The sequence below is a fragment of the Streptomyces sp. NBC_00490 genome, assembly GCF_036013645.1.
Classification (GTDB): Bacteria; Actinomycetota; Actinomycetes; order Streptomycetales; family Streptomycetaceae; genus Streptomyces; species Streptomyces canus_F.
Window position 1 is genome coordinate 9,585,425 of the sequence record NZ_CP107869.1, and the last position, 25,956, is coordinate 9,611,380.

A 25,956-nucleotide genomic window follows, 5' to 3' on the forward strand; every position below is an offset into this window, starting at 1 on the left:
CATGCGCGACCCCGACATCCCACGCCTTTCCCTGCGAGCGGACCCACGGCTGCCGTCCTCGCCCGGTTTCTGGCGCAGTGCGCTGCGCGGCCCCTGGTTCACCTCGGTGCTGGGTCTGGTCCTGCTCGTCGGCATCACGGTGCTGTTCGTGACGGGACTGGTCTCCTACGCCGCCTACAACCCGGACCTGTCCCCGGTGAACGACAAGACCCCGGACAAGGGGGTCCTCGGCTTCTACCTCTTCTCCTGGCCGACCGGCCCGCACTGGCTGTACCGGCTCAACCAGGGCGTCCATGTCACCCTCGGCGTCACCCTGATCCCCGTACTGCTGGCCAAGCTGTGGTCGGTGGTGCCCAGGCTGTTCACCCTGCCGCCCGCCCGATCCCTCACCCACGCCCTGGAACGGATCTCGCTGCTGCTCCTGGTCGGGGGAGGACTGTTCGAGTTCGTGACGGGCGTGCTCAACGTCCAGCTCGACTACATCTTTCCCGGCTCCTTCTACCGGCTGCACTTCTACGGCGCCTGGGTGTTCTTCGCCGCGTTCACCGCGCACGCGGTGCTGAAGCTGCCGATGGCGCTGCGGAATCTGCGGCAGCTGCGGGAGGAGCGCGACGACCTGGTTTCCCCGCGCCCCACCGAGCCGACCGTCTCCCGGCGGGGCGCCCTGGGGTTCGTCGGGGGCGGCTCGCTGCTGCTGTTCGCCACGACGGTGGGGCAGAGCTTCGACGGACCGCTGCGGCGTACCGCCCTGCTCGCACCGCATGGCGCCGGTGACCCCGGCAGCGGCCCGAACGGCTTCCAGATCAACAAGACCGCCGCCTACGCCGGGGTCACCCCCGCGCAGACGGGCGAGGACGCGTGGCGGCTCGTCGTCACCGGGCGCACGGGCACCGTCCGCCTCAGCCGGGCAGAGCTTGCCGAACTGCCGCTGCACAGCGCCGCGTTGCCCATCGCCTGCGTGGAGGGCTGGTCGACCTCGGACCAGTGGTGGCGCGGAGTGCGGCTGCGCGACCTGGCGGCGCTCGTCGGTTACGAGGACGACCCGCCGGACGTCTTCGTCGAATCCCTCCAGCAGCGCGGATCGTTCCGCAAGGCGGCCCTGCGCGCCAACCAGGTGGCCGACCCGCGGTCCCTGCTCGCCCTGTACGTCAACGGCGAGGAGCTGTCCCCCGACCACGGCCACCCGGCCCGGATCATCGTGCCCGCCGCGCCCGGTGTCCTGAACACCAAGTGGGTGGCCCGGCTGACGTTCGGAGACCTGTGATGCGCCGACCGCGGATTCCTGTCGGAAGTCCCTTTCAACTCCTGCTGCTCGTTTGCTCGTTCGCACTCGCCGCCTATGCGGGTGTGCGGCTCCTCGACGGCGACTGGTTCGGTGTGGCGCTGTGGTTGGTGGGGGCGGCCCTGCTGCACGACCTGGTGCTGCTTCCGGTGTACGCGGTGCTCGACCGGGCGCTGGTCCGCGGGCTCGGTGCGGCCGGCCGCCGCGCGTGGGTGATGTACGTGCGGGTGCCGGCCGCGCTGTCCGCGCTGCTTCTGCTGGTGTGGTTCCCGCTGATCAGCGGGATGGTGGACCGGCGTTACCGATCCGCCACCGGCCTGTCGCCGGACGGCTTCGCGGCGCGCTGGCTGCTGATCACCGCCATGCTGTTCGCCGGGTCGGCGCTGTTGCTGGCGCTACGGTTGCGCAGCGCCGCGAAGCACCGTCCGCCCGCGGTCCACTGACCGGCACGCCGCCAGCCCTGCGCGTGCGCGAGCAGGGCCCGCGTGCCGAGCCGGGCCCAGGGGAAGGGGAGGTCGGCCTCACCGCTGTCGATGAGGCCGACGACCGCCACCTGTACGCGCTCGTCGACCTCCACCGGTGCGGTCTCCGCGATCAGCAGGCCGCCGGGCCTGAGAAGGGCGGCCACCCGGTCCAGCAGGGCGCGTGGGTCACCGCCGATACCGACGTTGCCGTCCATGAGCAGGACGGTGTCCCAACGGCCCTCGCCGGGCAGCGGCTCGAAGACCGAGCGCCGCAGTGCCTGACCTCCGAGGCGCACGGTGTGCTCGACCGCGGCCTGGCTGACGTCGATGCCGAGGACGGCCCGGCCCCGGCCGGCGAGTTCCGCCACCAGCCGTCCGGGGCCGCAGCCCACGTCCAGCACGTTGCCCTCGCACCGGTCGAGCACGTCCCGGTCCACCTCGTCGGCGCGTGCGCACCAGCGTTCCACCTCCAGCGGCAGCAGCCAGCCGTCGTCGCGGCGCAGGAACAGCGGGCCGCGCCCGGTGCGCAGAGCCGCGGCGTAGGGATCGGCACTCGCCCAGGCGCGAGCCGTGACGGGCGGGCTGCTCATCGGCGGGTGCCCGAACGCGCGGCGGACCCGGTGCCTGACGGTGACGCGGGCTCCGCAGCGGTCGGTGCGCACCGGGCCAGCCGCGCCGCGAACCGTCCGTGCGGGGCGAGCGCGGCGACCGCCTCGGCGTCGGCGGCGGTGTCCACGTCCCGCAGCCGGGGCAGGTCCCGTACCCGCAGTCCGGCCGCGACGAGCCGCTCGCGCTGCACCGCCCCGGTCACCGGGGTCGACATGGGTACGCCCCGCAGCAAGGCGGGGTCGGGCTCGGCCAGTCCCAGTGCCCAGAAGCCGCCGTCCTCGGCCGGACCGAACAGGGCGTCGCAGTCGGCGAAGTCCGCGGCGAGCAGCGCGGGGGTCACCTGAGGCGTGTCCATGCCGATGAGCAGGGTCGGCCCCGCACAGTGCGCGAAGGCGTCCGCGAGCCGCTGGTCCAGAGTGCCCGCGCACTGCCGTACGACGTCGAAGCCGGGCGGCAGCCAGGGGCCGGGCCTGCCGTCGAGGACGAGAAGGCGGCGGGAAGCGGGCGTGGCCGCCACGGCGTGCAGGGTGTCCGCGAGAGACGCCTCGGCCAGGGCCGCCGCCTGGCGCGGCGTGAACGGCGGGGTCAGCCGGGTCTTCACCCGCCCCGGCAGGGGTTCCTTGGCGATGACGAGGAGTGTGGTCACCGTGCGGTCCTTCCGTCGGCCAGCACCCGGCTCATGTCCCGGACGGCCTGCCAGGTGCCGCGCCAGGTGCCCGTCACCTTCGAGGCCCCGGTGCGCGGCAGGTAGGGCACGTCGTGTTCGGTGATCCGCCAGCCGGCGTCGGCTGCGCGGACGACCATCTGGAGGGGGTAGCCGCTGCGCCGGTCGGTGAGATCGAGGTCGAGCAGCGGCTTCCGGCGGGCGGCGCGCAGGGGGCCGAGGTCGTGCAGGCGCAGCCCGGTGCGGCGGCGCAGCATGCGGGCGAGCGCGAGGTTGCCGGCGCGGGCGTGCGGGGGCCACGCGCCCCGGCCCTGCGGACGGCGTCGGCCGAGGACCAGGTCGGCCTCGCCGCTGAGGATCTCCTCGACGAAGGGCACGAGGAGGGAGGGGTCCAGGGAGGCGTCGCAGTCGCAGAAGCACACCACGTCGGCGGTGGCGGCGAGCAGCCCGGCGTGGCAGGCGGCGCCGAAGCCCCGGCGCGGCTCGTGCACGACGGTCGCGCCGAGGGCGTCGGCGATGCGGGCGGAGCCGTCGGTGGAACCGTTGTCGACGACGAGGGCGCGCCAGCCCGGCGGGATCCGTTCGAGCACCCAGGGCAGGGCCTTGGCCTCGTTCAGACAGGGCAGCACCACGTCGACGTCGGAAGGTGTCGTTGTCACCGTTTCACCCTACGAACGAGGATCGGGCATAACGGACACCTGCTCCTTACGAAACGCGGACATCGAAGGCCGCGGAGGCACCCGGGCACGTCAACGGGGGCGGCGTGGTGCCAGGCTGGGGGCATGCAGCAGCCCTACCAGCAAGAAGAGAGCGCGAGCGGTCCCACCCGGATCCTCGTGGTCGACGACGACCCCACCGTCGCCGAGGTCGTCGCCGGATACCTCGACCGCGCCGGCTATGCCGTCGACCGCGCCGACGACGGTCCGACGGCCCTCGACCGTGCCGCCGCGCACTGGCCCGACCTGGTCGTGCTCGATCTCATGCTGCCCGGCATGGACGGCCTGGAGGTCTGCCGCCGGATGCGCGGCCAAGGACCGGTCCCGGTCATCATGCTCACCGCCCGCGGCGACGAGGACGACCGCATCCTGGGCCTGGAAGTGGGCGCCGACGACTACGTCACCAAGCCGTTCAGCCCCCGCGAACTGGTGCTGCGCGTGGAGTCGGTACTGCGTCGCAGCAGGCCCGCCACCGGCGGCGCACGGCTGGGCGCGGCGGGCCTGACCGTCGACCCCGCGGCCCGCCGGGCGGCCAAGAACGACACCGAACTCGCCCTCACCCTGCGCGAGTTCGACCTGCTCTCCTACTTCCTGCGGCATCCGGGACGGGCGTTCAGCCGCGAGGACCTGATGCGGGAGGTGTGGGGCTGGGACTTCGGCGATCTGTCGACCGTCACCGTCCACGTCCGCCGCCTGCGCGGCAAGGTCGAGGACGACCCGGCCCGCCCCCGCTTGATCCAGACGGTCTGGGGCGTGGGCTACCGCTTCGATCCCACGGGATCCGCGGGATCCACGGATGAGGAGAGCGGATCGTGAACGACACGCTGCTGATAGCCCTGTACGCCTTCGCCGGCGCCGCCGCCACCGGGCTGGCCGGAGCGGCCGTACTGCGCGTGGTCCGGCGCCGCTCACTGACCGCGTCCCTGGCCGTGGTGGCGGCCGTCGGGATCGTCGCGATGCTGGCGGGCACACTCGCCGTGGCGTGGGCGATGTTCCTGTCCCCGCACGACCTGACCGTCGTCACGACGGTCGTCGCGATGGCGGCCGTGGTCTCGCTGGCCACCGCGCTCCTCCTGGGCCGCTGGGTGGTCGCGCGCAGCCGTGAACTCGCCGTGGCGGCACGCTCCTTCGGCGACGGCGGGGACTTCGCCGCCCCGGGCGTCCCCGCGACCGCCGAACTGGAACACCTGAGCCGGGAGTTGGCGGCCACCAGCGCCAGACTCGCCGAATCCCGGGAACGGGAAAGGGCGTTGGAGGCGTCCCGGCGTGAACTCGTCGCCTGGATCTCGCACGATCTGCGCACCCCGCTGGCCGGTCTGCGCGCCATGTCGGAGGCGCTGGAGGACGGCGTCGCCGCCGACCCCACCCGCTACCTCCGGCAGATGCGCACCGAGGTGGAACGCCTCAACGACATGGTCGGCGACCTCTTCGAACTCTCCCGCATCCACGCCGGCACGCTGCCGCTGTCCTACGCCCGCATCTCGCTCTACGACCTGATCGGCGACGCGCTGGCAGGGGCCGACCCGCTCGCCCGGGAGTACGGGGTGCGGCTGGTGGGCGGGCATGTCGAGATGCTGCCGGTCGAGGTGGACGCCAAGGAGATGAGCCGGGTCCTGGGCAACCTGCTGGTCAACGCCATTCGCCGGACCCCGGCCGACGGTACGGTCGCCGTCGCCGCCGAGCGCTCGCCCGAGGGAGTGGTGGTGTCGGTGACGGACGGCTGCGGCGGCATCCCCGACGAGGACCTCTCCCGCGTCTTCGACACCGGCTGGCGCGGCACGCACGCCCGGACACCGCCGGCCGGAGCGGGCCTCGGGCTTGCCATCGTCCGGGGGATCGTCGAGGCCCACCAGGGGCGGGCCACCGTACGCAACATCCCCGGCGGCTGTCGTTTCGAGGTGGTGCTGCCCGCCGCCGCTTCCTGATGCGGGCAGCACCACCGGTCTGTGGCACCGCAGTTCTACACGGTGCGCATCCCGGCGCGTGCGAACTCCGCCATTCCGTCCGCGAAGGCGACCTCCGGCTTCCACCCGAGATCGGCCCGCAGCCGGGCGGAGTCGGCGGTGATGTGCCGTACGTCGCCGAGCCGGTACTCGCCCGTGACGACCGGCTCGGGCCCGCCGTACGCGGCGGCCAGGGCCCGCGACATCTCGCCCACGGTGTGCGGGTCACCGCTGCCCGTGTTGTACGCCGTCAGCACGCCCGCGGCCGACGACGCCTCCAGCGCCGCCACGTTGGCCGCCGCCACGTCCTGCACATTTACGAAGTCCCGGCGCTGCGCACCGTCCTCGAACACCCGCGGTCCCTCACCGCGGGCGAGCGCGGACCGGAAGAAGGAGGCCACCCCGGCGTACGGCGTATCCCTGGGCATGCCCGGCCCGTACACGTTGTGATAGCGCAACGACACCGCTGAGCCGTCGGTGCAGCGGGCCCAGGCGGCGGCCAGGTGCTCCTGGGTCAGCTTGGTCGTCGCGTACACGTTTCGCGGATCGGCCGCGGTGTCCTCGCCGACCAGACCGGGGGACAGGTCCGCCCCGCACTCCGGGCACGGCGGCTCGAACCGCCCTGCGTCCAGGTCGGCGACGGCACGCGGCCCGGGCCGTACGACACCGTGCCGCGGGCACTCGTAGCGCCCTTCTCCGTAGACCACCATCGACCCGGCGAGCACCAGACGCCCGATGCCGGCCTCCGCCATGGCGGCGAGCAGTACGGCGGTGCCGAGGTCGTTGTGCGCCACGTACTCTGCCGCGTCGGCGACCCCGTTGCCGAGCCCGACCATGGCCGCCTGGTGGCAGACGGCGTCCACACCGGCGAGCGCGCGGGCGACCGCAGCCGGATCGCGGACGTCGGCGCCGGGATCGGCCCGGACGTCGTACACGATCGGCTCGTGCCCGCGCGCCGCCAGCGCCTCGACGACATGGGACCCGATGAACCCGGCACCGCCGGTGACCAGTACACGCATACGGCCACGCTAGGTCCGGCGGCGCGCGGAAGAGCGGGACCGCGCCCGCACGTCACGACTCCGTAAGAAGCCGAGGCGGCGTCAGAGCAGGGCCTCTGCCGTGATGGGCAGTTCACGCACCCGGCGGCCGGTGGCGTTGAACACCGCGTTGGCGATGGCGGGCGCCACGCCGCAGATCACCAGCTCGGCAAGGCCCTTCACGCCGAGCGCGTCGGCGTGCATGTCCTCGCCGTCGAGGTAGATGGCCCTGAGATCGGGGATGTCGGCGTTGACCGGGACCAGGTAGTCGGCGAGGTTGGCGTTGACGATCCGGCCGTCACGGTGGTCGGTGACCGTGTGCTCCAGCAGGGCCGCGCCGATGCCGCCCACCATGCCGCCGAGCGCCTGGCTGTCGGCGAGCTTGGGGCTGATGATCCGGCCCGCGTCGTACACGGACAGCATTCGCCGTACCCGCACCAGACCCAGCGTCGCGTCCACGGCCACCTCGGTGAAGGTGGCGCTGTAGGCGCTGATGGAGAACTGCTCGCCCCGCGGCGGGTCGAAGGAGGTGTTCGCTTCGAGCCGCTCGCGGTCGTTACGGGTCAGCAGTCGCTGGTACGTCTCACCGCGTGCCGGGTTCCCCTGCACGTGCAGTCGGCCGCCCCGGACCACGATGTGGTCGGCCGGCACCCCGTGCAGTGGCGACTTCTCGTCCTCGACGGCGAGTCGGATCGCCTGCTGCCGGAGCTTGTTGCAGACCTCGAGGGTGGCGGAGCCGACGCTGGCCATGGTCATCGAGCCGCCGTGCGGCGGGGTCTGCGGATAGCGGGAGTCGCCGAGCCGGTAGTCGACCGCGCGCACGGCGAGTCCCAGCGCGTCGGCGGCGACCTGGGTCTGGGCGGTGTACGTGCCCGGGCCCATGTCGCTGGTGGCGGACTCGATCACCGCCGTGCCGTCGGCGTTCAGGCGACCACGGGACCGGGCCGGGGCGACGCCGGTGTGGTAGACGCCCGAGGCCATGCCCATGCCGATCAGCCAGTCGCCGTCGCGCGTCGAGCGGGGCTTCGCTCTACGGCGGTTCCAGCCGAACTCGCGGGCGCCGGTGGTGTAACACTCCAGCAGCCGGCGCGTGGAGAACGGCGCGTTGTTCGAGGGGTCCTGGGCCGGCTCGTTACGGCGGCGCAGCTCGATCGGGTCGATGCCGAGCTCGTGGGCGAGTTCGTCCATGGCCGACTCGACGGCGTAGACGGCTGTGGCGGCGCCGGGACCGCGCATCCAGATCGGGCTGTTCACATCCAGCGGCACCGTCCGATAGGCCTGGCGGACACTGGGTGTGCTGTAGAGCATCTGCCCGGGTGACATGACGGCCTCGGTGAACGTCTCGAACGACGAGGTCTCCGCGTCGATCCGGTGGTCGGCGGCGACCAGACGGCCGTTGCGGTCGCCGCCGACGCTCAGCCGGTAGTCGTAGGAGGGCCGGAAGCCGGTGCCGAAGTACATCTGCCTGCGGGTCAGGACCAGCTTGACCGGACGGCCCGTCTCCCGTGCGGCCAGCGCGGCGACCACGGTGTGCGGCCAGCAGCGCAGCCCGCTGCCGAAGCCGCCCCCGACGAACGGGTTGATGACCCGCACGTCGTCCAGCGGCACATCGAACACCGTGGAGAGTTCCAGCTGCGTGCCGGGCACCCACTGGGTCTTGTCCCACACGGTGAGCCGGTTGCCGTCCCAGCGGGCGATCGTGGCGTGTGGCTCCATCGGATTGTGGTGGTTGCGCGCCAGCCGGTAGGTCAGGTCCAGCCGTACGTCCGCGTCGCGCAGTCCGGCTTCCACGTCACCGCGCGCGTAGGAGGCCGGCTCACCCGGCTCGCCCTCGGCGAGGTCGGTCGAGGGCCGCTCGGCGGCGTAGCCGACCTTCACCAGGCTCGCGCCGTGCTGCGCGGCCTCCAGGGTGGTGGCCACCACCACGGCGACCGGGTGGCCGTGGAAGAGCACCCGGTCGTCCTGGAACACCCGCACCTTGCGCCCGGGCAGATTGTTCGACCCCGGGTTGTCGCGGTACGGCAGTGTCGGCGCGTTGCCGTGATGGATCACCCGCAGCACGCCCGGGTGGGCCTCGGCGTCACCGGTGTCGATGGAGGTGACGCGGCCGCGGCCGATGCTCGCGTCGACGATGACGGCGTGCGCCGTCCCCTCGGCGTCGAACTCGGCGGCGTACTTCGCCTGACCCGTGACCTTCAGGCGGCCGTCCACCCGGGACAGCGGCGCACCCACGGCCGCCTGTGGCTGGGGGCTCACTTGGTTCCTCCCACGATGCGCAGCTGGCGTTCGACGGTCCGCCTCAGAAGAGCCACCTTGAAGCGGTTGTGCGTGAGGGGGCGTGCCCCCTCCGTCGCCTTCTCAGCGGCCTCGGTCCACAGGGCGTCCGAGGGGCGTCGGCCGATGAGGGCCCGCTCGACCGCGGGCAGCTTCCACGGGACGGTGCCCACGCCGCCGGCGGCGACCTTGGCCTCGCGGATCGTTCCACCGCGGATGTGCAGTGCCACGGCGGCCGAGGTGAGCGCGAACTCGTAGGACTGGCGGTCGCGTACCTTCAGATAACCCGACTTCAGCGGTTGCGGAAGGGCGGGAATCTCCACTGCCGTGATCAACTCGCCCTGCCGGATGGCCTGTTCACGGTGAGGGGTGCTGCCGGGCCGCAGCAGGAATTCGGCGAACGGCACGCTGCGCTCGCGTCGGTCCGGACCCAGCAGGTGCACGCGCGCCTCCAGTGCCGCGAAGGCCACGGCGACGTCGGATGGGTGGGTGGCCACGCAGGCGTCGGAGGTGCCCAGGATCGCGTGGGAGCGGTTGACGCCGTGCAGCGCAGCACAACCGGAGCCGGGCTCGCGCTTGTTGCAGTCGGCGGTGACGTCGCGGAAGTAGGTGCAGCGGGTGCGCTGCATGATGTTGCCGCCGATGGTGGCCATGTTCCGCAACTGGGCCGAGGCGCTGAGCTCCAGGGCCTGGGAGACGACCGGATAGGCGGCGCGTACCGCGGGGTGGGCGGCGGCCTCGGCCATCCGTACCAGGGAGCCGATCCGCAGGCTGCCCTGCTGGGTGACGAGGACTTCGCGCAGGGGCAGGCCGGAGATGTCGACGAGTGTCTCGGGGTGTTCGACGGTCTCACGCATCAGGTCGACCAGCGTGGTGCCGCCGGCGATGTAACGCCCGCCGTCGCGACCGGCGTTGAGAGCTTCCCGGGTGCCGGAGGCACGGGTGTAGGCGAAGGGGTGCACAGGCTGTTTCCCTTACTTCCGGGCGGCGGTCTGCTCGACCGCGCGCACGATTTTGACGTAGCAGCCGCAGCGGCAGATGTTGCCGCTCATGTACTCCCGGATCTCCTCCGGTGAGCCGGTGTGGCCCTCCTGGATGCAGCCGACGCCGGACATGATCTGGCCGGGCGTGCAGTAGCCGCACTGGAAGGCGTCCTCGTCGACGAACGCCTGCTGCAATGGGTGGAGTCGGTCGCCCTTGGCCAGTCCCTCGATGGTGGTGACCTCGGCGCCTTCCAGCCGCACGGCCAGCGTCAGACAGGAGTTGACCCGCCGGCCGTCGACCAGCACGGTGCAGGCCCCGCAGGCACCGGCGTTGCAGCCCTTCTTGGAGCCGGTCAGGTCCAGGTGCTCGCGCAACAGGTCCAGCAGCGAGGTGCGGTTGTCGACCGTCACGGTGCGCCGGGTGCCGTTGACCGTCAGGGAGACGCGGCTGGAGGGCGAGGCGGCCGCGGCACTGGCCTCCTGCGGCGCGGCGAGGAAGGTTCCTCCCGCGACGACGGCACCGCCGACCGCGGTACTGGTGGCGATGAAGGTGCGCCGGGTGGGCGCCGAGGAGGACTCGTCGGCGCGGGTGGGGGGAGGAACAGCGGATTCAGGGAGGTCAAGAGACATAGGCATGCCTTCGCATCACGGACGGATCGGCCATGCGGAACAGCACGGCAGGAGTGGGGGGATCGTCGTTTCCGCAGACCTGGCGGCCGCAGGCCTTGGTGCGGATGTTGATGCGGGAAGTCTGGCATCGTGAGCAACGGCTGTGACTGGGAGAGTTTTGTCCCCCCTTGGTTTTCTCGACCACGGGGACCGCGGCCGGCGCGGTACATGGCGTCGGCAGCCGAGTTGAACGGTCAGGTGAGCGGCGGGGACGCGGGCAGGTTCTGGTCGGCGGCCCAGGAGGCGAGGATGCTCAGCCGCTCATGGGTGGGGGAGCCGGGCGCGGCGGTCCAGACGGTCAGGTGCTGGTCGGGGTCGGTGTTGGCGGTGAGGGTGTCCCAGTCCAGGACGAGTTCGCCGACCACCGGGTGGTTGAGGGTCTTCGTGCCCACGGTGCGGGACGCGACTCGATGGTCGGCCCACCACCTGGCGAACTGCTGGTCGCGCGTGGACAGTTCGCCGACCAGCTCGATGAGGCGGGGGTCCTCGGGATACTTCGCGGCCTCCATCCGCAGCTGCGCCACGGAGATCTGCGCCGAGGTCTCCCAGTCCGCGTACAGGGTGCGCATGGCCGGTTCGGTGAACTGGATCCGGGGATAGTTGCGGTGCTTTTCCGGGACACGGGAGAAATCGGTGACCAGCGCGGCGGCCAGCGGGTTCCAGGCCAGAATGTCGCCGCGGCGGCCCTGCACGATCGCGGGCGTGGCGGTGAGGTCGTCCAGGACCCGCTGCAGCTGTGGCTGGACCTTCTGGCGGCCGCGGCGCCGGGTGCGGGTGGTGGTCTTGCCCGCGAGCTGGAAGAGATAGCCGCGCTCGTCGTCGTCCAGACGGAGGACCCGGGCCAGGACGTCCAGGACCGGAGCAGAGGCCTGCATACGCCCCTGTTCGAGGCGCATGTAGTAGTCGGTGCTGATGCTGGCGAGCTGGGCGACCTCTTCGCGGCGCAGCCCGGCGACCCGGCGGGGCCGGTCGCTGTCGGGCAGGCCGACCGTGCGCGGGCTCAGCTCGGCGCGGCGCTTCTTGAGGAATTCTCCCAGCTCATTAAGGGGAACGTTGCCGGTCATGCTTTTCAGCATGACACCGAACGCACTGAGGAAAGGGGGGAGAATTTCCTCCCAGGACGAATCACTCTCTGGATGGATCTCCCGGCTTTTCCCGCGTGCCTCCGGTGCTACCGGCCGCAGGGGCCGGCGTGGTCGCAGTACGGCTGCATCCGGCTGGCCCCACAGCCGCACAGCACGGCCCTGGTCTCGCTGTCCGTCCCTTCCTGGGTGTCCAGCGACAGGTCGCCACGTACGACCAGCTGTCCGTCAGGAGTCCGGGTGATGCGGGTGGGCCGGTCCGGAGTCTCTCTCCCGCCATCTTGCAGTTCGTACCGCAGCGCACCCGAGGGGCAGCGGCGCACCACCTCTGCCAGTTGGTCGGCCGGGGCGCCGTCGGGCCGGATCCACGGACGCGCGTTCACGTCGAAGACCTCGGGCAAGCCGTTGAGACACCGGGCGGCGTGCAGGCAGCGCCTCGACTCGAAGGTCACGGTGATCTCCGGCGCCTTGTAGGCCTTCTTCTGGGATGTGCCGCTCATGCCCATCTCCCTCAGTCGCTGACCTTGCTCCGGGCCTGGTACAGCAGGTCGGCGTACTCGGGGTGGCGGCCGATCCAGGCCGCGTAGAAGGGACACGTGGCAAGGACCCTCAGCCCCGCGGCGCGTGCCTCGTCGAGAGAGGTCCGAGCCAGCGCCGAACCGACCCCACGGCCCTCGAACTCCGGCCGCACCTCCGTGTGCAGGAAGGCGATCAGTTCCGGTGTCCGGAGGTACTGCGAGAAGCCCGCGACTTCCGACTGCCCGTCCACCGTGGCCTCGTAGCGGCGCGCATCGGGCTGGTCGATCACCTTGACCGTCACGTGTTCTCCTTGGAATCCGGCAAACTGCGATCCATTACTTGTTGATACATCAACAAAATACCCTGGCGAGGATCGATCGGTCAACCTCTACCGCAGCCTTGCCGTGAGTCGAGGGTGACGTGTCAACCATCGACTAGAGTGGCTTTGCATGAAGCGGAAATCAGGCTGGCTCACCCCGTCCGAACAGCGTGCCTGGCGGGCCTTCATCGGTGTGCATCAGAAGCTCCCCGGCGCACTGGCGCGCGCATTGCAGGACTGCGGCAGTCTGTCCACGGCGGACTACGTCGTTCTTGTGGCCCTCACCGACGCGCCCGACGGCCTGCGGCACTTCCAGGACCTGGCCAACGCGGTGGAATGGGAGCGGAGCCGTATGTCCCACCACCTCCGCCGCATGGCCAAGCGCGGCCTGGTTGCCCAGGAGTTCTGCCCCAAGGACGGGCGCGGTGTCCATGTGGTCGTCACCCCCGACGGTCGCGCGGCGATCGAGGCGGCCGCCCCGCATCACGTCACCACTGTGCGCAGGCTGGTCATCGACCCGCTCAGCCCCGAAGAACTCGACACGCTCACCGTTCTCTGTGAACGCATCCTCGGTCGGCTGGAGATGGATCCGTCCTGATCGCCCCGTCGACCTCGACTCGAAGGTCGCACGGTTCGGCGGCGCGGGAGTTGGCGGAGATCGACGCTCTGGGCGGGCCCCGCGGCCACCGGACTGCGGCACGTGGTCTGGTCGACGCTGGAGGTCACCAGGCCGGAGTGCCGACCACCTTCCTCAATACGACCTTCTACCGGGTACGGGAGATCAACCCGGCGCTGAAGAGCTTCGACGACTGGCTGTCCGAGAACGCCTCGAAGTTCGAGTCGAACTGACTGGGCGCGACCCCGCGGTGAGCGGGCAGCCCGAGGGCAAGGTCGCTTCAGGCACCGGCGCGAGCCGCATCACCCATCGGACAGTGGGATGCCGCTCTTTCCTCCCGGAGCATCTCGATTCGCCCGTACCGGGTGCTTGCTCATGATCGAGACCCGGTTGAACGCGTTGATGGTGACCGCCACCCATATCGCAGCGGAGATCTGGTCATCGGTGAGCACCTGTCGAGCGGCCTCGTAGGCGGTTTCCTGTGCCATGGCATCGGTGGGGTGGGTCGTGGCCTCGGCCAGTGCAAGGGCCGCGCGCTCCGTGGGGGAGAACATCTCGGTGTCCCGCCAGGCGGCCAGCACTCCCAGTCGTTGCGTCGACTCACCCGCGCGCAGGGCTGCCCTGGTGTGGGTGTCGAGGCAGTAGGCGCAGCCGTTCATCTGCGACACGCGGAGGTTGATCAGTTCGACAGCGGCGCGGTCGAACCCCGCTTCGGCGGCAACCGTCCGCACCGCTTCCGCCGTTTGCCGCAGGGCGTGGAAGGCCTTGGGGCTCTGTTTGTCGATGAAGATCCGCATGTCTCCCGCTCGTTGTCTGCTCGCTGTGGTTGTCGTTCTATGATCATGACATCGTAGTTGATGCGACAACTACGTTCCAGCAGGGTCCTTTCATCCGACCTATATCCGACCTGTATCTCAAACTTCAGCTCTGTCAGGGCAGTTGACAGCGTGGTGAGTCCATTCAATCATCAGACATCCGATGAATTGGAGCCGCTCATGAGTACGTATCCGAGACGTCAGGTCCTGGGCACCGCGGCCGGAGTCGCCGCCGCTGCGGCCCTTCCCCTTGCCTCAGCCACCGCCGCACACGCTGTCGAACCACTCGCTGTCGAGCCGCTCGCCGAGTCCGCCGGGCCGTGGGCTCCCGTCCCCGACCCCGTCCCCGTTCCCCTCGACTCCCTCTACGACAACGACGGCGTCGACACCGCCTCCGCACGGGGCGGCGACTTCGACGGTTCGGGCTACACGTTCCCGGGCGAGGAACTTCCCGCAGGCCGTGTCGAAGTCGATGGTGTGGCCTTTGTCTTCCCGGCCTCGGACGCGGGCGGGAAGAACAATGTCGTCGCGCTCGGCCAGCGCGTAGAACTGCCCAAAGGCCGCTACCTCTCGGCTCTCTTCCTCACCGCGGGCAGCTATGGAAACGCCTCCGGCAAGGCCACGGTCCACTACGCGGACGGCTCGATTACGACCGCCCCCCTCGGCGGATCCGACTGGTACGCGACGGGCGGATCGCTGTCGGTGCCGTACCGCTACACACCGGACGGCACCAAGGACGAACACCGTGTGGGCATCGGCACGTCGGAGTTGTGGCTCGACCCGCGGCGCGAAGCCGTGGCGATCACGCTCCCGGTGACGAACCCGGCACAGGCGGACAAGGCGTCGCTCCATGTGTTCGCGCTGTCCCTGCAACCTGCCGCCCAGGGGCGCGCGTTGGCCCTGCGCGGGGCCCGGTCCACGAACTCGCTGCTGGAGTCGTCCGGCGCCCAGAGCATCGAGGCCACCGTCATCAACGCGGGGACGGTCTCCGTCCTGGCCGCGGACGGCGTGTCGGTGGGCGTGGAGGTTCCGGGAGCCCGGACCGTCGAGGTCGCCCGAGTCCGCCGCCTGGACCCCGGTGAGCAGGCCCGCGTCCGCGTGGGCATCCGCAACCGTGCGGGCACCGCCCCCGGCACGGTCCGCGACGGCTCGGTGACCGTCACCGGACGCGGAAGCCAAGTCGCCGCGCAGAAGGGCCGGTTGACGCTCGGCGTCGCCGACTACCAGCCCACCGCGTCCTCGCTCTCCGGCCACCAGGCGCCGTACTGGTTCCAGGGCGCCAAGTTCGGCATCTTCATCCATTGGGGCGTCTACTCGGTGCCGGCCTGGTCGCCGGTCGGCAAGCAGTACGCCGAGTGGTACTGGAACCACATGCAGGACCCGGCGAACGCCGTCTACGGATACCACCGCGAGACGTACGGTGAGAGCTTCTCCTACGACGACTTCATCCCGATGTTCACGGCGGAGAAGTTCGATCCGCGCGCCTGGGTCGAACTGTTCCGGGACGCGGGCGCGGAGTACCACGTGCTGACCTCGAAACACCACGAAGGCTTCGCCCTGTGGGACACGAAGGTCTCCGACCGCAACTCCGTGAAGATGGGCCCGAAACGGGATCTCGTCAAGGAACTCTTCGACGCCTCCCGCCGCTACACCCCCGAACTCCACCGCGGGCTCTACTTCTCCATGCCCGAGTGGTTCAACCCGGACAACCCCTGGATGGGTCACGCCCCGCGCAATCCGTACACCCAGGAGCCGGTGCCCTACACGGGTTACACCGGGGGCAAGGACTTCGTGAAGGACTACCAGGCCCCGCAGATGCTGGAGCTGATCCGGGGCTACGACCCGGAGCTCATCTGGTGCGACATCGGCGGCGCCAACGACAGCCTTCACGTCCTGGCCGAGTACTTCAACCACGCGAAGAACCGCGCCCGGCCCATCGAGGTCACCGTCAACGACCGTTCGGGCATCGGCTTCCACGACTTCACGACCCCCGAGTACACGACGTACGACAACACGGTCGTCGCCAAGTGGGAGTCCAGCCGCGGACTGGACCCGTTCAGCTACGGGTACAACAAGGCGACCCCGGACAACGCCTACATGACGACCGAGGAGGTCGTGCACAGCCTCGTCGACATCGTCTCCAAGAACGGCAACTTCCTCCTCGACATCGGCCCGCGCGCCGACGGCACCATCCCCGAGATCATGCAGACCCGGCTGCGTGAGACAGGCCGCTGGCTCCGTACCAACGGAGAGGCGATCTACGACACCACGTACTGGTCCCGGATGGCCGAACTGGGCGAGGACCTGCGGTTCACCGTCCGCCCGGACGAGGCCTTCTACATCCACTCCCTGGCCAGGCCGGGCGCCAAGCTCACCGTCCAAGCACCGGTCCCGATCCGCGCCGGCGACAAGGTCACGATGCTCGGCCACGGCCGACCCCTGACGTGGACCGTCAGCAACGGGGCGCTGGTGATCGACGTCCCCGAAGCCGCACGCAGGGCGGGGCAGCACGCGTGGGTCTTCAAAGTGCACTGGCGTGCCTGAGAACCGAGGGACATCCTGAGCCCGACCGGTGGCCGCGACGGCACAACGCTGCTCGCGGACACCGGTCCGGGGCCACGGCTCCAGGAACTCCGTTCCGTTCCCGATGGGTGTCTTCAGTCGACCATCATGTGTCCGCAGTTTGCGGAGCGGATCGTCGTCCGTGAGGGAAGGATGGGGAGCGCCGGGCTCACCGTCGTCGTGTTGCCGGTGCCGCCGCACGCGCTGATCATGCGGGGACGGCCCTTCGTCAGACCCGGCCGCTCTCCACATCCACCGTGAGGCCAGGAGCCAAGGACCCGTCGATGAAGCACGAAGCACAAGCACTGCCCCTGTTCGACGAGGACACGCAGCGCCCGCTGGCCGACCGGCTGCGGCCGCGCACCCTGGAGGACGTCGTCGGGCAGGAACACCTGCTCGCGCCCGACGCCCCCCTCGGGCGCATGGTGGAGCAGGGGCGGCTGGTGTCGGCGATCCTGTGGGGGCCGCCCGGATGCGGGAAGACCACCGTCGCCCGGCTCCTGGCGCAGCGGACCGAGCTGGCCTTCGAGCCGCTGTCGGCCACGTTCTCCGGTGTCGCGGATCTGAGGAAGGTCTTCGAAGCGGCCCGGCGCAGGCGCGAGATCGGCCAGGGAACGCTGCTGTTCGTCGACGAGGTCCACCGGTTCAACCGCGCCCAGCAGGACAGCTTCCTGCCCTACGTGGAGGACGGCACGGTCACCCTCGTCGGGGCCACGACCGAGAACCCCAGCTTCGAGCTGAACGGGGCGTTGCTCTCCCGCTGCCGGGTCTTCGTCCTCAAACGCCTCGACGACACGGCTTTGGGCACCCTGATCGCACGCGCCGAGGAGCTGTCCGGGCGCGAACTGCCGCTGGACGACGAGGCCCGCCTGGCCCTGATGGCCATGGCGGACGGCGACGGCCGGTTCCTGCTCAACATGGCCGAGCAGCTCCAGGCGCTGCCCGAGGGCACACCGCCGCTGGACACCTCCGCTCTCGCCCAGCAGATCCAGCGGCGGGCTCCGCTGTACGACAAGTCCCAGGAGGGCCACTACAACCTGATCTCGGCGCTGCACAAGTCGATGCGCGGCTCCGACCCCGACGCGGCCCTGTACTGGCTCGCCCGCATGCTCGACGGCGGCGAAGACCCCCTGTACATCGCCCGCCGCCTCGTACGCTTCGCCAACGAGGACATCGGTATGGCCGATCCCCAGGCTGTTCAACAGGCCCTGGCGGCCTGGGACGTGTACGAGCGTCTCGGCTCACCCGAAGGCGAGCTGGCCATCGCGCAGGCCGTGGTCCATCTGGCGACCGCCCCCAAGTCCATCGCGGTGTACCGGGCGTTCGGCGCCGCACAGCAGCGCGCCCGCCGAACCGGCTCCCTGATGCCTCCGCTCCACATCCTCAACGCGCCGACCCGGCTCATGAAGAACATCGGTTACGGCGAGGGCTACCAGTACGACCCGGACACTCCGGAGGGGTTCTCCGGCGCCGACTACTTCCCCGAGGGCATGGACCGCGAGACCTACTACCACCCCACGGGGAGCGGCTACGAGGAGCAGGTCCGCCGCCGACTGGACCGGTGGTCGGCCCTGCGCAGCAAACGCCCCGACTCCGCCGACTGACGGCCTGCGCACAGGCACCTGAACGGAAACAGTCAGGGCACGACGGCTCACATGGCCAGGACGAGGGTGACGGCGGTCGCCGCGGAGACCAGCGCGAGGATGATGGGGGCCATGGCGTTTCCGCGCGTGGCGGGATCGGCGTAGTCACCGGCCTTGGTGTGGAAGGCCACCGCGCCGATCATCGTGATCCCGAAGCCGACGGCGGCGGCGATGCCCAGAGGCTGCCAGAAGAGCCCCACGACCAGGCCCACGGCCGCGGCGGCCTCGGCCAGCCCTATGAAGCGGACCAGCCCGGCGCTCAGGCCCATGTGGGACTGGAGCCCCGCGGACACGTCGCCCTTCAGCATTGCCTTCGGCGTGCCGGCGGCCAGCGCCACAAGGGCGAGCAGCACGCTGAGGACCGCAGCGGTGATGTACATGGGGGTGGTTCCCTCCGGTGTGGCCGTGCCCGGGCGGGGTCGTGGCCTTTTGGTTGCTTCGTCAACGGATTTGTCACGAGGAACATAGGGAAACGCGGGTGATGTGTCAACTAAAAGAGTCCGTGGGTGGGGCGCGGGCAGGGGGAAGTCGGCGGCCGGCAGCCGGAATACGGATGAGCGGTGGGTGCGTTACGGTGTCCTGGTTGATGTATCAACTTGATGGAAGGCTGATCACGATGCAGTTCGGCATCTTCACCGTCGGTGACGTCGCCACGGACCCGGCCACGGGCCGTACGCCGACCGAGCATGAGCGGATCAAGGCGATGGTTGCCATCGCGCTGAAGGCCGAGGAGGTGGGCCTGGACGTCTTCGCGACCGGTGAGCACCACAACCCGCCGTTCGTGCCCTCGTCGCCGACCACGATGCTCGGCTACGTCGCCGCGCAGACCGAGAGGCTCATCCTCTCGACCTCCACCACCCTCATCACCACGAACGACCCGGTGAAGATCGCCGAGGACTTCGCGATGCTCCAGCACCTGGCCGACGGCCGGGTGGACCTGATGATGGGCCGCGGCAACACCGGCCCGGTGTATCCGTGGTTCGGCAAGGACATCCGCGACGGCATCGGCCTCGCCATCGAGAACTACGCCCTGCTGCGCCGCCTGTGGCGCGAGGACGTCGTGAACTGGGAGGGGAAGTTCCGTACGCCGCTCCAGGGCTTCACCTCCACCCCGCGCCCCCTGGACGGCGTACCGCCCTTCGTCTGGCACGGCTCCATCCGTTCGCCCGAGATCGCCGAGCAGGCCGCGTACTACGGCGACGGCTTCTTCCACAACAACATCTTCTGGCCGGCCGACCACACCAAGCGGATGGTCGAGCTGTACCGGAGCCGGTACGCGCACTACGGCCACGGCAGTGCGGAGCAGGCGATCGTCGGTCTCGGCGGCCAGGTCTACATGCGCCGCAACTCCCAGGACGCCATACGCGAGTTCCGCCCGGTCTTCGACCGCTCACCGGTGATGGGCGGCGGGATGCCCATGGAGGAGTACATGGAGCAGACTCCGCTGACGGTCGGCACCCCGGAGCAGGTCATCGAGAAGACGCTGTCCTTCCGCGACTACGCCGGTGACTACCAGCGCCAGCTGTTCATAGTGGACGGCGGCGGAGTCCCGCTCAAGGCGGCGCTGGAGCAGATCGACATGCTGGGCGCGGAGGTGGTCCCGGTGCTGCGCAAGGAGTTCGCCGCGGGCCGGCCGGCCGATGTGCCCGACGCCCCCACCCACGCTTCGCTGCTCGCCACCCGCGGCACCGACCTCGTCCACGAGCCGGCAGGAAGGGAAGCATGATGGCCGACAACACCGACGGCTTCAACGACTGTCCTGCGCAGGACGGAGTCGCGCCCGACCGCTGGGCCAGCGCTCTGCACCTGTTCGACAACGGCGCCGGCGTGCCGCACGAAGAGAGCGTCCTGGAACGCTGGGAGAGGGCCCAACTGCTCTTCGAGGCACGGGACTACATCGGCGCTGCCCGTCTCCTCGCCCTCGTCGTCGAGGAGGTTCCGGAGCAGACCGGCCCCCGGCTGCTGCTGGCCCGCGCCTACTACCACTCCGCCCAACTGGGGTGTGCCGAGGAGCAGTTGCGACAGGTCATCGACCGCGATCCGGTGGAGCACTACGCCCACCTGATGCTGGGCCGCACCCTGGAACGCCAGGGGCGTGGCGACGAGGCGGCGCCCTGGCTGCGGATGGCCGCAGCCTTCTCGGGTGAACTGCACTCCCAGTCCTGAAGCGGTGGGTGTGCGGAAGAGAGGCACCGAATGATCCGGTGCCCCTCTTCGTGCAGGTTCTTGACGAGTCTTCGGGCGTGCTCGCTCAGAACCGTGCCCCGACATCCGCGCCGTTGCTGGGGCGCAGGAACGTGGAGGACGGGATGGAGCCGTCGGCCGCCCGGGGACCTGTGATCGTGCCCGCGCTGGTGCTGGCGAGAGACCAACTTCCGCCGATGTTCCAGGAGTTGCCGCTGCCCGTGGAGGTTGATCCCAGCGATACGTCGGTGCCGTTGGCCACCGCGAGGTTCTTCGTCAGCGTGCTGGAGGACCGGTTGAAGGTGAAGCCGGTCTTCACGTTGTCCCACGCGGTGCAGCGTTCGATCTTCATCTTGCCCGGGTTGTTGTTGTCGACGAAGCCACCGGCGGAGTTGTCCCACGCCATGCTGTTGCGGACAGTGTGGTTGGCGGCCACGCCGTTGCCGCCCATCTTGAAGCCATTGCCGTCGCCCTGGTAGTCGGGCAGGTTCCACCGGTTGTACCCATTGCCCCACGCGAGCGTGTTCTCCACGAGGATGGGCGAGTTGTCGAACATCCAGAAGTCCAGGCCGTCATCGGCGTTGTTCCACAGCCGGGCGCCACGCAACACGTTGCCGCTGCCGGTGCCCTCCTTGATGGCGAGCCCGTCGGCGCTCTCACCGTTCTTGCGGGGGTCGCGATTTCCGTAACTGTCCAGGTTCAGGATCTGGTTGTTGCTGGAAGCGCCCTGGAGGTGGAACCCGGACTCGTAGTTGTCCCGGGTGACGACGCGGTCGAAGACGTTGCCGCTGGTGTCCACGCCGAACACGCCGTAGGGGCCGTGGATGATCTCCAGGCCGACGAGCCGCCAGTACTCCCCCTCGATGTGGACGGCACCGCGCTCGGAACGGGGGATGCTCGAATCCACCGCTCCCGGGGTGTACGGCATGTTCTCGCCGTCGATGATCGCGCGTTCGCCGTTGTAGTTGCGCAGGGTGATGGGCTGGCTCGCCGTGCCGCTCTTGAGTAACTGAAGGTTCTTGCTCGGTGCGTATGTCCCGCCCCGGACCTGGATGGTGGTCCCCGCCTGCGCCAGATCCACGGCGCGCTGGATGGTCTTCAACGGGGCGGTGAGCGTTCCCGCGTTGCTGTCGCTGCCGTTCGGCGCCACGTACAGGTCGGTCGCGGCGTGCGCACCGCCGGCGGAGCCCAAGGTGAGGAAGCCGGCCAGCAGTCCGGAGAGGGCGGTGGACGCGGCGACGTGCTTCAGGTGCATGATTCGTCTCCAGAGCGAGGCCTAGAACAGATGGCGAGAAAGCGCTTTCCGGAGAAGTAAAGAAGCGTGTCATAGCCACGTCAAGGTATCTGCACATGATCGTTGTCTGTATCCATGAATCCGGTGCAATGGTCGCCGTCGCGCCCGAGTGGGGTGGTGTGGCAGCCCGAAAGTTCCGCTCGTAAGGGATGAAGTGCACCTCCAGGGTCCAGGTCTGCAAACCTGGGGCGCGTTGACCTGGGTGCCGCACCCGCCGTGCGTTCACCTACGTGAACAGATTCCGTACAACACTATTGACGCGGTCGTGACAGGTCCCTACGGTCCGAGAAAGCGCTTACCCGCAGGGGATCAGCTCGTGCGCCTGGTGCTCCGTTGCCGGAGCCAGGGGCCCACCGTCCGGCCGATCATGCCGACGCAAGCAACGCCCCGACATTCGAGGACGAACGAGAAGACGAGGAGACGAGGATGAAGCGACCACTCTCACTACGACTCCACGCGGCGCTGGCCACGATGGCCATCACGGCCGCGACCGGTGCCGTTCTGTCGATACCCGAGGCATCGGCGGCGACCGGTAGCGCCACCGGTTACGCGACCCAGAACGGCGGGACCACCGGCGGCGCGGGCGGGGCGACCGTACGGGCCACCACGGGAACCGCGATCCACGCGGCCCTGTGCGGCCGGGCCAGCAGCAGCACCCCGATCACCATCGAGGTGCAGGGAACCATCAACCACGGCAACACCACCAAGGTGTCGGGCGCCAGCTGCAACACCGCCGCCGGTGTGATCGAGCTCAAGGAGGTCAGCAACGTCACGATCATCGGGGTCGGCAGCGGCGCTGTCTTCGACCAGTTGGGCATCCACCTGCGCGACGCCCGCAACATCATCATTCAGAACGTGACCATCCGGAACGTCAAGAAGTCGGGCTCGCCCACGTCCAACGGCGGTGACGCCATCGGCATGGAGCGCAACGTCCGCAACGTCTGGGTCGATCACACCACCCTGGAAGCGTCGGGTGGGGAGGCACAGGGATTCGACGGTCTCTTCGACATGAAGGACAACACCCAGTACGTGACGCTCTCCTACAGCATCCTGCGCAACTCCGGCCGCGGTGGCCTCGTCGGGTCGAGTGAGAGCGACGTCTCGAACACCTTCATCACCTACCACCACAACCGGTACGAGAACATCGACTCCCGCACCCCGCTGCTGCGTGGCGGCACGGCCCACATGTACAACAACCACTACGTGAAACTCAACGAGTCCGGCATCAACTCCCGGGCCGGCGCCAAGGCCAAGGTGGACAACAACTACTTCGAGGACTCCAAGGACGTCCTCGGCACCTTCTACACCGACGCGGCCGGATACTGGCAGGTCAGCGGCAACATCTACGACAACGTGACCTGGTCCAGCCCTGGTTCGGAGAACCATCCCGCCGGCCCCGACCCGAAGTCCAACACCACGGTGAGCATCCCCTACGCCCACAGCCTCGACGCGGCCTCCTGCGTGCCGAACATCGTGAGCCGGACGGCAGGTGCCGGCAAGGGGCTGCTGGTGTCGGACGGCAGTTGCTGACCAGATCGCCGGAACGGGACACGGCAACGTGCGGGACGGCGACAGGGGACTACCTCCTGGTTGCCGGCCCGCACGGTCGGGTTCATCGCGGCACCTGGATCATGCCGCGACGACCGCAATGGTCGCCGCTTACGGTTTCCGGGCAAGACCGCCGTGCTCGGCGATGATGTCCGCGCCGGTGGCACCAGGCTCCGGACGCCACTGCGTGACCGAGACGACGCCCGGCTCGACCAGTTCCAAACCGTCGAAGAACGCGGTGATCTCCTCAACCGTGCGCAGGTTGTACGGCACCGCCCCGCTCTCGTTGTACGCGTCCTGTGCCTGCTCGAAGACCGGGTCCACGCCGCGTGAGCCGTCGTTGATGGAGAGGTAACTCCCCGAGGGCAGGGCGTCCATGAGCCGGGTGACGATGGAGCGGGCCTGATCGTGGTCGGCGACGTGTCCCAGGATGTTGCTGAGGATGAGCGCGGTGGGCCGGCGGAAGTCCAGCGTCTTCGCGGCCGCGGCGAGGATGCGGTCCGGGTCCGTGACGTCGGAGTCGATGTAGGCCGTCGCGCCCTCGCGGGTGGAATAGAGCAGGGCACGCGCGTGGCCAAGGACCATGGGGTCGTTGTCGACGTAGACGATCCGTGCCTCGGGGGCGATCTGCTGGGCGACCTCATGGGTGTTCTGGGCGGTCGGAAGGCCGGTACCGACGTCCAGGAACTGCCGGATCCCCGCTTCGGAGACCAGATACGTGATGTTGCGGCGCAGGAAGGCGCGGCTGCTGCGGGCGATGGTGACGATGCCGGGGAAGACGTCGGTGTAGGCGTCGCCGGCCGCCTCGTCGACGGGGTAGTCGTCCTTGCCGCCCAGCCAGTAGTTCCAGATGCGGGCCGAGTGCGGCACAGAGGTGTCGATCTTCTGGTGCTCCGCTGGTTCGGGCGTCGTCACAGGGTCAGTCATGAGTCGCGTCAGTCCTTCAGCCGAGATACGGGTCATTCACCGCACAACCTACGTCCGAACACCCGCTTCGCGCCCACCCGTTGAGGGGCCCGGCCTGGGCGACCTCAGCCGTTCCACTCCCAGGTCCGTACGAGGCTGGTGCCGCTGACGGCCGCCAGCAGGTTTCCGTCGGGGTGGACGGCGAAGTCGTCGTAACGGCCGGCCTGTTCGAGATGGCGGATCTCGGGCTGGTGGGTCACCTGGGACAGCAGGCCCCGACGGAGCCACAGCACCTTCCCTTCGTCGGTGCAGAGCAGGCGCATGCCTTGGGCGCCCAGGCTGTCGACGCTCTCCTGTCTGCTGAACTCCCGGTGCAGAACGATGGTTTGGTCATCCGTCAGCCAGACCCGTAGTTCGCGGAAGGTGGCGCACGCGACGTACCTTCCGGAGGGGGAGACGCTCAGCCAGCAGCCCGGTTTGAGAATCCCCAGCCGGTTACGGATGTCCAGTTCGACCGATCCACGATGCCGCTGGTGGACGTGGACCTTGTTCGAGGTGGCCATGGCGACAACCGAGGCGTCGGTGCTGATGGCGGATGCCGCGAGGCCCCGAGGGCAGGGGACTTCGCGGAGAATCCGGCCGTCCTCGAAGTCCCGCACGGCCAGGCGGCGGCCGTCATGGGTCGCCACAACGGTGCCTCCACTCGTGACCAGGAACTCGTCCTGGGCCAGGGGCGCGGTACGCCGCCGGTGCTCGCCGGACGTGCCCACGAAGTGGACGAGTTCCAGGCGCGTCCGGCGGGCGATGGCGACACTGTGGCGGCACGGCGAGGCGATGGCCTGGTGGCCGAGGCGCAGTTCGCCTTCGCCCGGGACACCGGGCAGCGACTCGCCCGACTTCAGGTCCCACCGCTCGATCGAACCGTCCCCGCCGATGACGACCGCCGAGTGATCCGGCCCGAACCCGATCGTCGCCTGCCCGCCGGGCTGCCGCGTCCGGCGTAACTCGCCGACGAAATTCCCCAGTCCGCCTCGCCGGACCGGGGGAGCGGACAGCTTGGACAGCACCTCGAAGGTGAAGGCCGCGGCGCACCTGGAGGCAGCCGGCTGCCAGACGTCGTCGTTGTCCTCGCCCTTGTCGGACAGCAGGTCGGAGATCCCCCGGACGACGAGTGCGCCGACGCCCGCGTTGACGTACGCGGCCTGCAGGAAGCCGTATCCCTCCATTTCCACCGCGAGCGCGTCACCGCAGTGCCGGGCGAGCAGCCGGGCCGTGGCGGAGCGCTCACTGACCACCACCTTCGAACCGGCGGCGAGGGGTTTGACGTACGCCTTCGGAGTGCGGTCGGGCAGCGGGGCCCTGATGCGGTCCCGCCAGATTTCCGAGCGGGCGACCGACTGGGCACGCTGGACGAGGGCGAAGGACGACAGATGGGTGGTGATACGGGCCTGGAAGCCCTCCTCCTCGTCCTTGCCTCTCTCGTAGTCGTAGATGTGGCGGGCGGCCACGACGTCGCACAGCTGCACGTCTTTCAGGCCGCCCGCGATGCCCACGAAGAAGATGTGGTGAGGCTCGAACTCCGTCACGGCACGTTCGACGAGGGCTGCTGCGGCGGCGTTTCCCTCTCCTGTCTCATGGCATGCCACGCGCCAGGTGGCGTGTTCGCCGGTGAACTCGCCGAGCTCGAACAGGGCTCCGCGGACCTCGTGTTCGGCAAGTGGTCCTTCGAGGTGATCCATCACCGCGGCCGACTCCTTGCCGAGCGCGCTGAAGACGACGATGTCCGCGCCGGGCGCCGGTGGCCTCATGACGTCTCTTTCGTTCCGG

Annotated in this window: 23 protein-coding genes and 1 pseudogene; 9 read left to right on the forward strand and 15 right to left on the reverse strand. The window is 69.6% G+C overall.

Annotated elements, in window-relative coordinates; translation table 11 throughout:
• Position 1: 1 nt before the first annotated feature.
• Complete coding sequence (locus OG381_RS43705; protein ID WP_327721545.1) at positions 2-1,264, forward strand: molybdopterin-dependent oxidoreductase; 1,263 nt, start codon at positions 2-4, stop codon at positions 1,262-1,264.
• A gap of 316 nt (positions 1,265-1,580) precedes the next feature.
• Here the strand turns inward: OG381_RS43705 and OG381_RS43710 are convergent, their stop codons facing one another.
• Genes OG381_RS43710 through OG381_RS43720 form a run of 3 tightly spaced genes read right to left on the reverse strand, consistent with a single transcriptional unit; the run spans position 1,581 to position 3,678 of the window.
• Positions 1,581-2,336 carry a class I SAM-dependent methyltransferase gene (locus OG381_RS43710; RefSeq protein ID WP_327721546.1) on the reverse strand — a complete coding sequence of 252 codons (756 nt, stop codon included), beginning with the start codon at positions 2,334-2,336 and terminating at the stop codon, positions 1,581-1,583.
• Positions 2,333-3,001, reverse strand: a complete 669-nt coding sequence (locus OG381_RS43715) for a TIGR04282 family arsenosugar biosynthesis glycosyltransferase (RefSeq protein ID WP_327721547.1) — start codon at positions 2,999-3,001, stop codon at positions 2,333-2,335. The genes OG381_RS43710 and OG381_RS43715 overlap by 4 nt, the downstream gene beginning before the upstream one ends.
• Positions 2,998-3,678 carry a glycosyltransferase family 2 protein gene (locus OG381_RS43720; protein WP_327721548.1) on the reverse strand — a complete coding sequence of 227 codons (681 nt, stop codon included), beginning with the start codon at positions 3,676-3,678 and terminating at the stop codon, positions 2,998-3,000. The genes OG381_RS43715 and OG381_RS43720 overlap by 4 nt, the downstream gene beginning before the upstream one ends.
• Positions 3,679-3,801: 123 nt before the next feature.
• On the opposite strand from OG381_RS43720, the gene OG381_RS43725 reads away from it, so the two are divergent.
• Both OG381_RS43725 and OG381_RS43730 read left to right on the forward strand, forming a co-directional pair.
• The gene (locus OG381_RS43725) at positions 3,802-4,551 is read left to right on the forward strand and encodes a response regulator transcription factor (protein ID WP_327721549.1); all 750 of its coding nucleotides are present in this window, start codon (positions 3,802-3,804) and stop codon (positions 4,549-4,551) included.
• Entirely contained in the window at positions 4,548-5,660 is a 1,113-nt protein-coding gene (locus OG381_RS43730) for a sensor histidine kinase (protein WP_327721550.1), read from the forward strand. Before OG381_RS43725 ends, OG381_RS43730 begins: the two co-directional genes overlap by 4 nt.
• 35 nt (positions 5,661-5,695) lie before the next feature.
• On the opposite strand, the gene OG381_RS43735 is transcribed toward OG381_RS43730, so the two are convergent.
• From OG381_RS43735 to OG381_RS43765, 7 genes are all read right to left on the reverse strand, one after another.
• Entirely contained in the window at positions 5,696-6,697 is a 1,002-nt protein-coding gene (locus tag OG381_RS43735) for an NAD-dependent epimerase/dehydratase family protein (protein WP_327721551.1), read from the reverse strand.
• A gap of 81 nt (positions 6,698-6,778) precedes the next feature.
• On the reverse strand, positions 6,779-8,971 hold the full coding sequence (locus OG381_RS43740; protein ID WP_327721552.1) for a xanthine dehydrogenase family protein molybdopterin-binding subunit: 2,193 nt from the start codon (positions 8,969-8,971) through the stop codon (positions 6,779-6,781).
• A complete protein-coding gene (locus OG381_RS43745) occupies positions 8,968-9,951 on the reverse strand; it encodes an FAD binding domain-containing protein (protein ID WP_327721553.1) in 984 nt (327 codons plus the stop codon). Before OG381_RS43745 ends, OG381_RS43740 begins: the two co-directional genes overlap by 4 nt.
• A gap of 12 nt (positions 9,952-9,963) precedes the next feature.
• Positions 9,964-10,602, reverse strand: coding sequence for a (2Fe-2S)-binding protein (locus OG381_RS43750; protein ID WP_327721554.1), 639 nt, complete (start codon positions 10,600-10,602; stop codon positions 9,964-9,966).
• 233 nt (positions 10,603-10,835) lie between these two features.
• On the reverse strand, positions 10,836-11,717 hold the full coding sequence (locus OG381_RS43755) for a helix-turn-helix domain-containing protein (protein WP_327721555.1): 882 nt from the start codon (positions 11,715-11,717) through the stop codon (positions 10,836-10,838).
• Between the two features lie 95 nt (positions 11,718-11,812).
• A complete protein-coding gene (locus OG381_RS43760; RefSeq protein ID WP_327721556.1) occupies positions 11,813-12,223 on the reverse strand; it encodes a (4Fe-4S)-binding protein in 411 nt (136 codons plus the stop codon).
• Between the two features lie 11 nt (positions 12,224-12,234).
• Positions 12,235-12,543 (reverse strand): GNAT family N-acetyltransferase, encoded by a 309-nt coding sequence (locus OG381_RS43765; RefSeq protein ID WP_327721557.1) that lies wholly within the window; start codon positions 12,541-12,543, stop codon positions 12,235-12,237.
• 148 nt (positions 12,544-12,691) lie between these two features.
• Between OG381_RS43765 and OG381_RS43770 the strand changes: the two genes are divergently transcribed.
• Positions 12,692-13,159 (forward strand): MarR family winged helix-turn-helix transcriptional regulator, encoded by a 468-nt coding sequence (locus OG381_RS43770; RefSeq protein ID WP_327721558.1) that lies wholly within the window; start codon positions 12,692-12,694, stop codon positions 13,157-13,159.
• A gap of 320 nt (positions 13,160-13,479) precedes the next feature.
• Here OG381_RS43770 and OG381_RS43775 read toward each other — a convergent pair whose 3' ends face one another.
• Positions 13,480-13,974, reverse strand: coding sequence for a carboxymuconolactone decarboxylase family protein (locus OG381_RS43775; RefSeq protein ID WP_327721559.1), 495 nt, complete (start codon positions 13,972-13,974; stop codon positions 13,480-13,482).
• A 198-nt stretch (positions 13,975-14,172) separates the two neighbouring features.
• On the opposite strand from OG381_RS43775, the gene OG381_RS43780 reads away from it, so the two are divergent.
• Both OG381_RS43780 and OG381_RS43785 read left to right on the forward strand, forming a co-directional pair.
• Positions 14,173-16,536, forward strand: coding sequence for an alpha-L-fucosidase (locus tag OG381_RS43780; RefSeq protein WP_327721560.1), 2,364 nt, complete (start codon positions 14,173-14,175; stop codon positions 16,534-16,536).
• Positions 16,537-16,838: 302 nt separating this feature from the next.
• Positions 16,839-18,158, forward strand: coding sequence for a replication-associated recombination protein A (locus OG381_RS43785; protein WP_327721561.1), 1,320 nt, complete (start codon positions 16,839-16,841; stop codon positions 18,156-18,158).
• A 47-nt stretch (positions 18,159-18,205) separates the two neighbouring features.
• Here OG381_RS43785 and OG381_RS43790 read toward each other — a convergent pair whose 3' ends face one another.
• Entirely contained in the window at positions 18,206-18,577 is a 372-nt protein-coding gene (locus OG381_RS43790; protein ID WP_327721562.1) for a DoxX family protein, read from the reverse strand.
• 236 nt (positions 18,578-18,813) lie between these two features.
• On the opposite strand from OG381_RS43790, the gene OG381_RS43795 reads away from it, so the two are divergent.
• Entirely contained in the window at positions 18,814-19,923 is a 1,110-nt protein-coding gene (locus tag OG381_RS43795) for an LLM class flavin-dependent oxidoreductase (protein ID WP_327721563.1), read from the forward strand.
• Positions 19,923-20,363, forward strand: coding sequence for a tetratricopeptide repeat protein (locus tag OG381_RS43800; RefSeq protein ID WP_443062067.1), 441 nt, complete (start codon positions 19,923-19,925; stop codon positions 20,361-20,363). Before OG381_RS43795 ends, OG381_RS43800 begins: the two co-directional genes overlap by 1 nt.
• Positions 20,364-20,448: 85 nt before the next feature.
• On the opposite strand, the gene OG381_RS43805 is transcribed toward OG381_RS43800, so the two are convergent.
• The gene (locus OG381_RS43805; protein WP_327721565.1) at positions 20,449-21,636 is read right to left on the reverse strand and encodes a right-handed parallel beta-helix repeat-containing protein; all 1,188 of its coding nucleotides are present in this window, start codon (positions 21,634-21,636) and stop codon (positions 20,449-20,451) included.
• 465 nt (positions 21,637-22,101) lie between these two features.
• On the opposite strand from OG381_RS43805, the pseudogene OG381_RS43810 reads away from it, so the two are divergent.
• Positions 22,102-23,202, forward strand: a pseudogene (locus OG381_RS43810) (pectate lyase family protein); the annotation flags it as partial.
• A 132-nt stretch (positions 23,203-23,334) separates the two neighbouring features.
• Here the strand turns inward: OG381_RS43810 and OG381_RS43815 are convergent.
• Together OG381_RS43815 and OG381_RS43820 are read right to left on the reverse strand one after the other, a co-directional pair.
• Complete coding sequence (locus tag OG381_RS43815; protein WP_327721566.1) at positions 23,335-24,150, reverse strand: SAM-dependent methyltransferase; 816 nt, start codon at positions 24,148-24,150, stop codon at positions 23,335-23,337.
• 104 nt (positions 24,151-24,254) lie between these two features.
• Positions 24,255-25,937: a phosphorylase family protein gene (locus OG381_RS43820; protein ID WP_327721567.1), complete on the reverse strand. Its 1,683-nt coding sequence runs from the start codon at positions 25,935-25,937 to the stop codon at positions 24,255-24,257.
• Positions 25,938-25,956 lie beyond the last annotated feature (19 nt).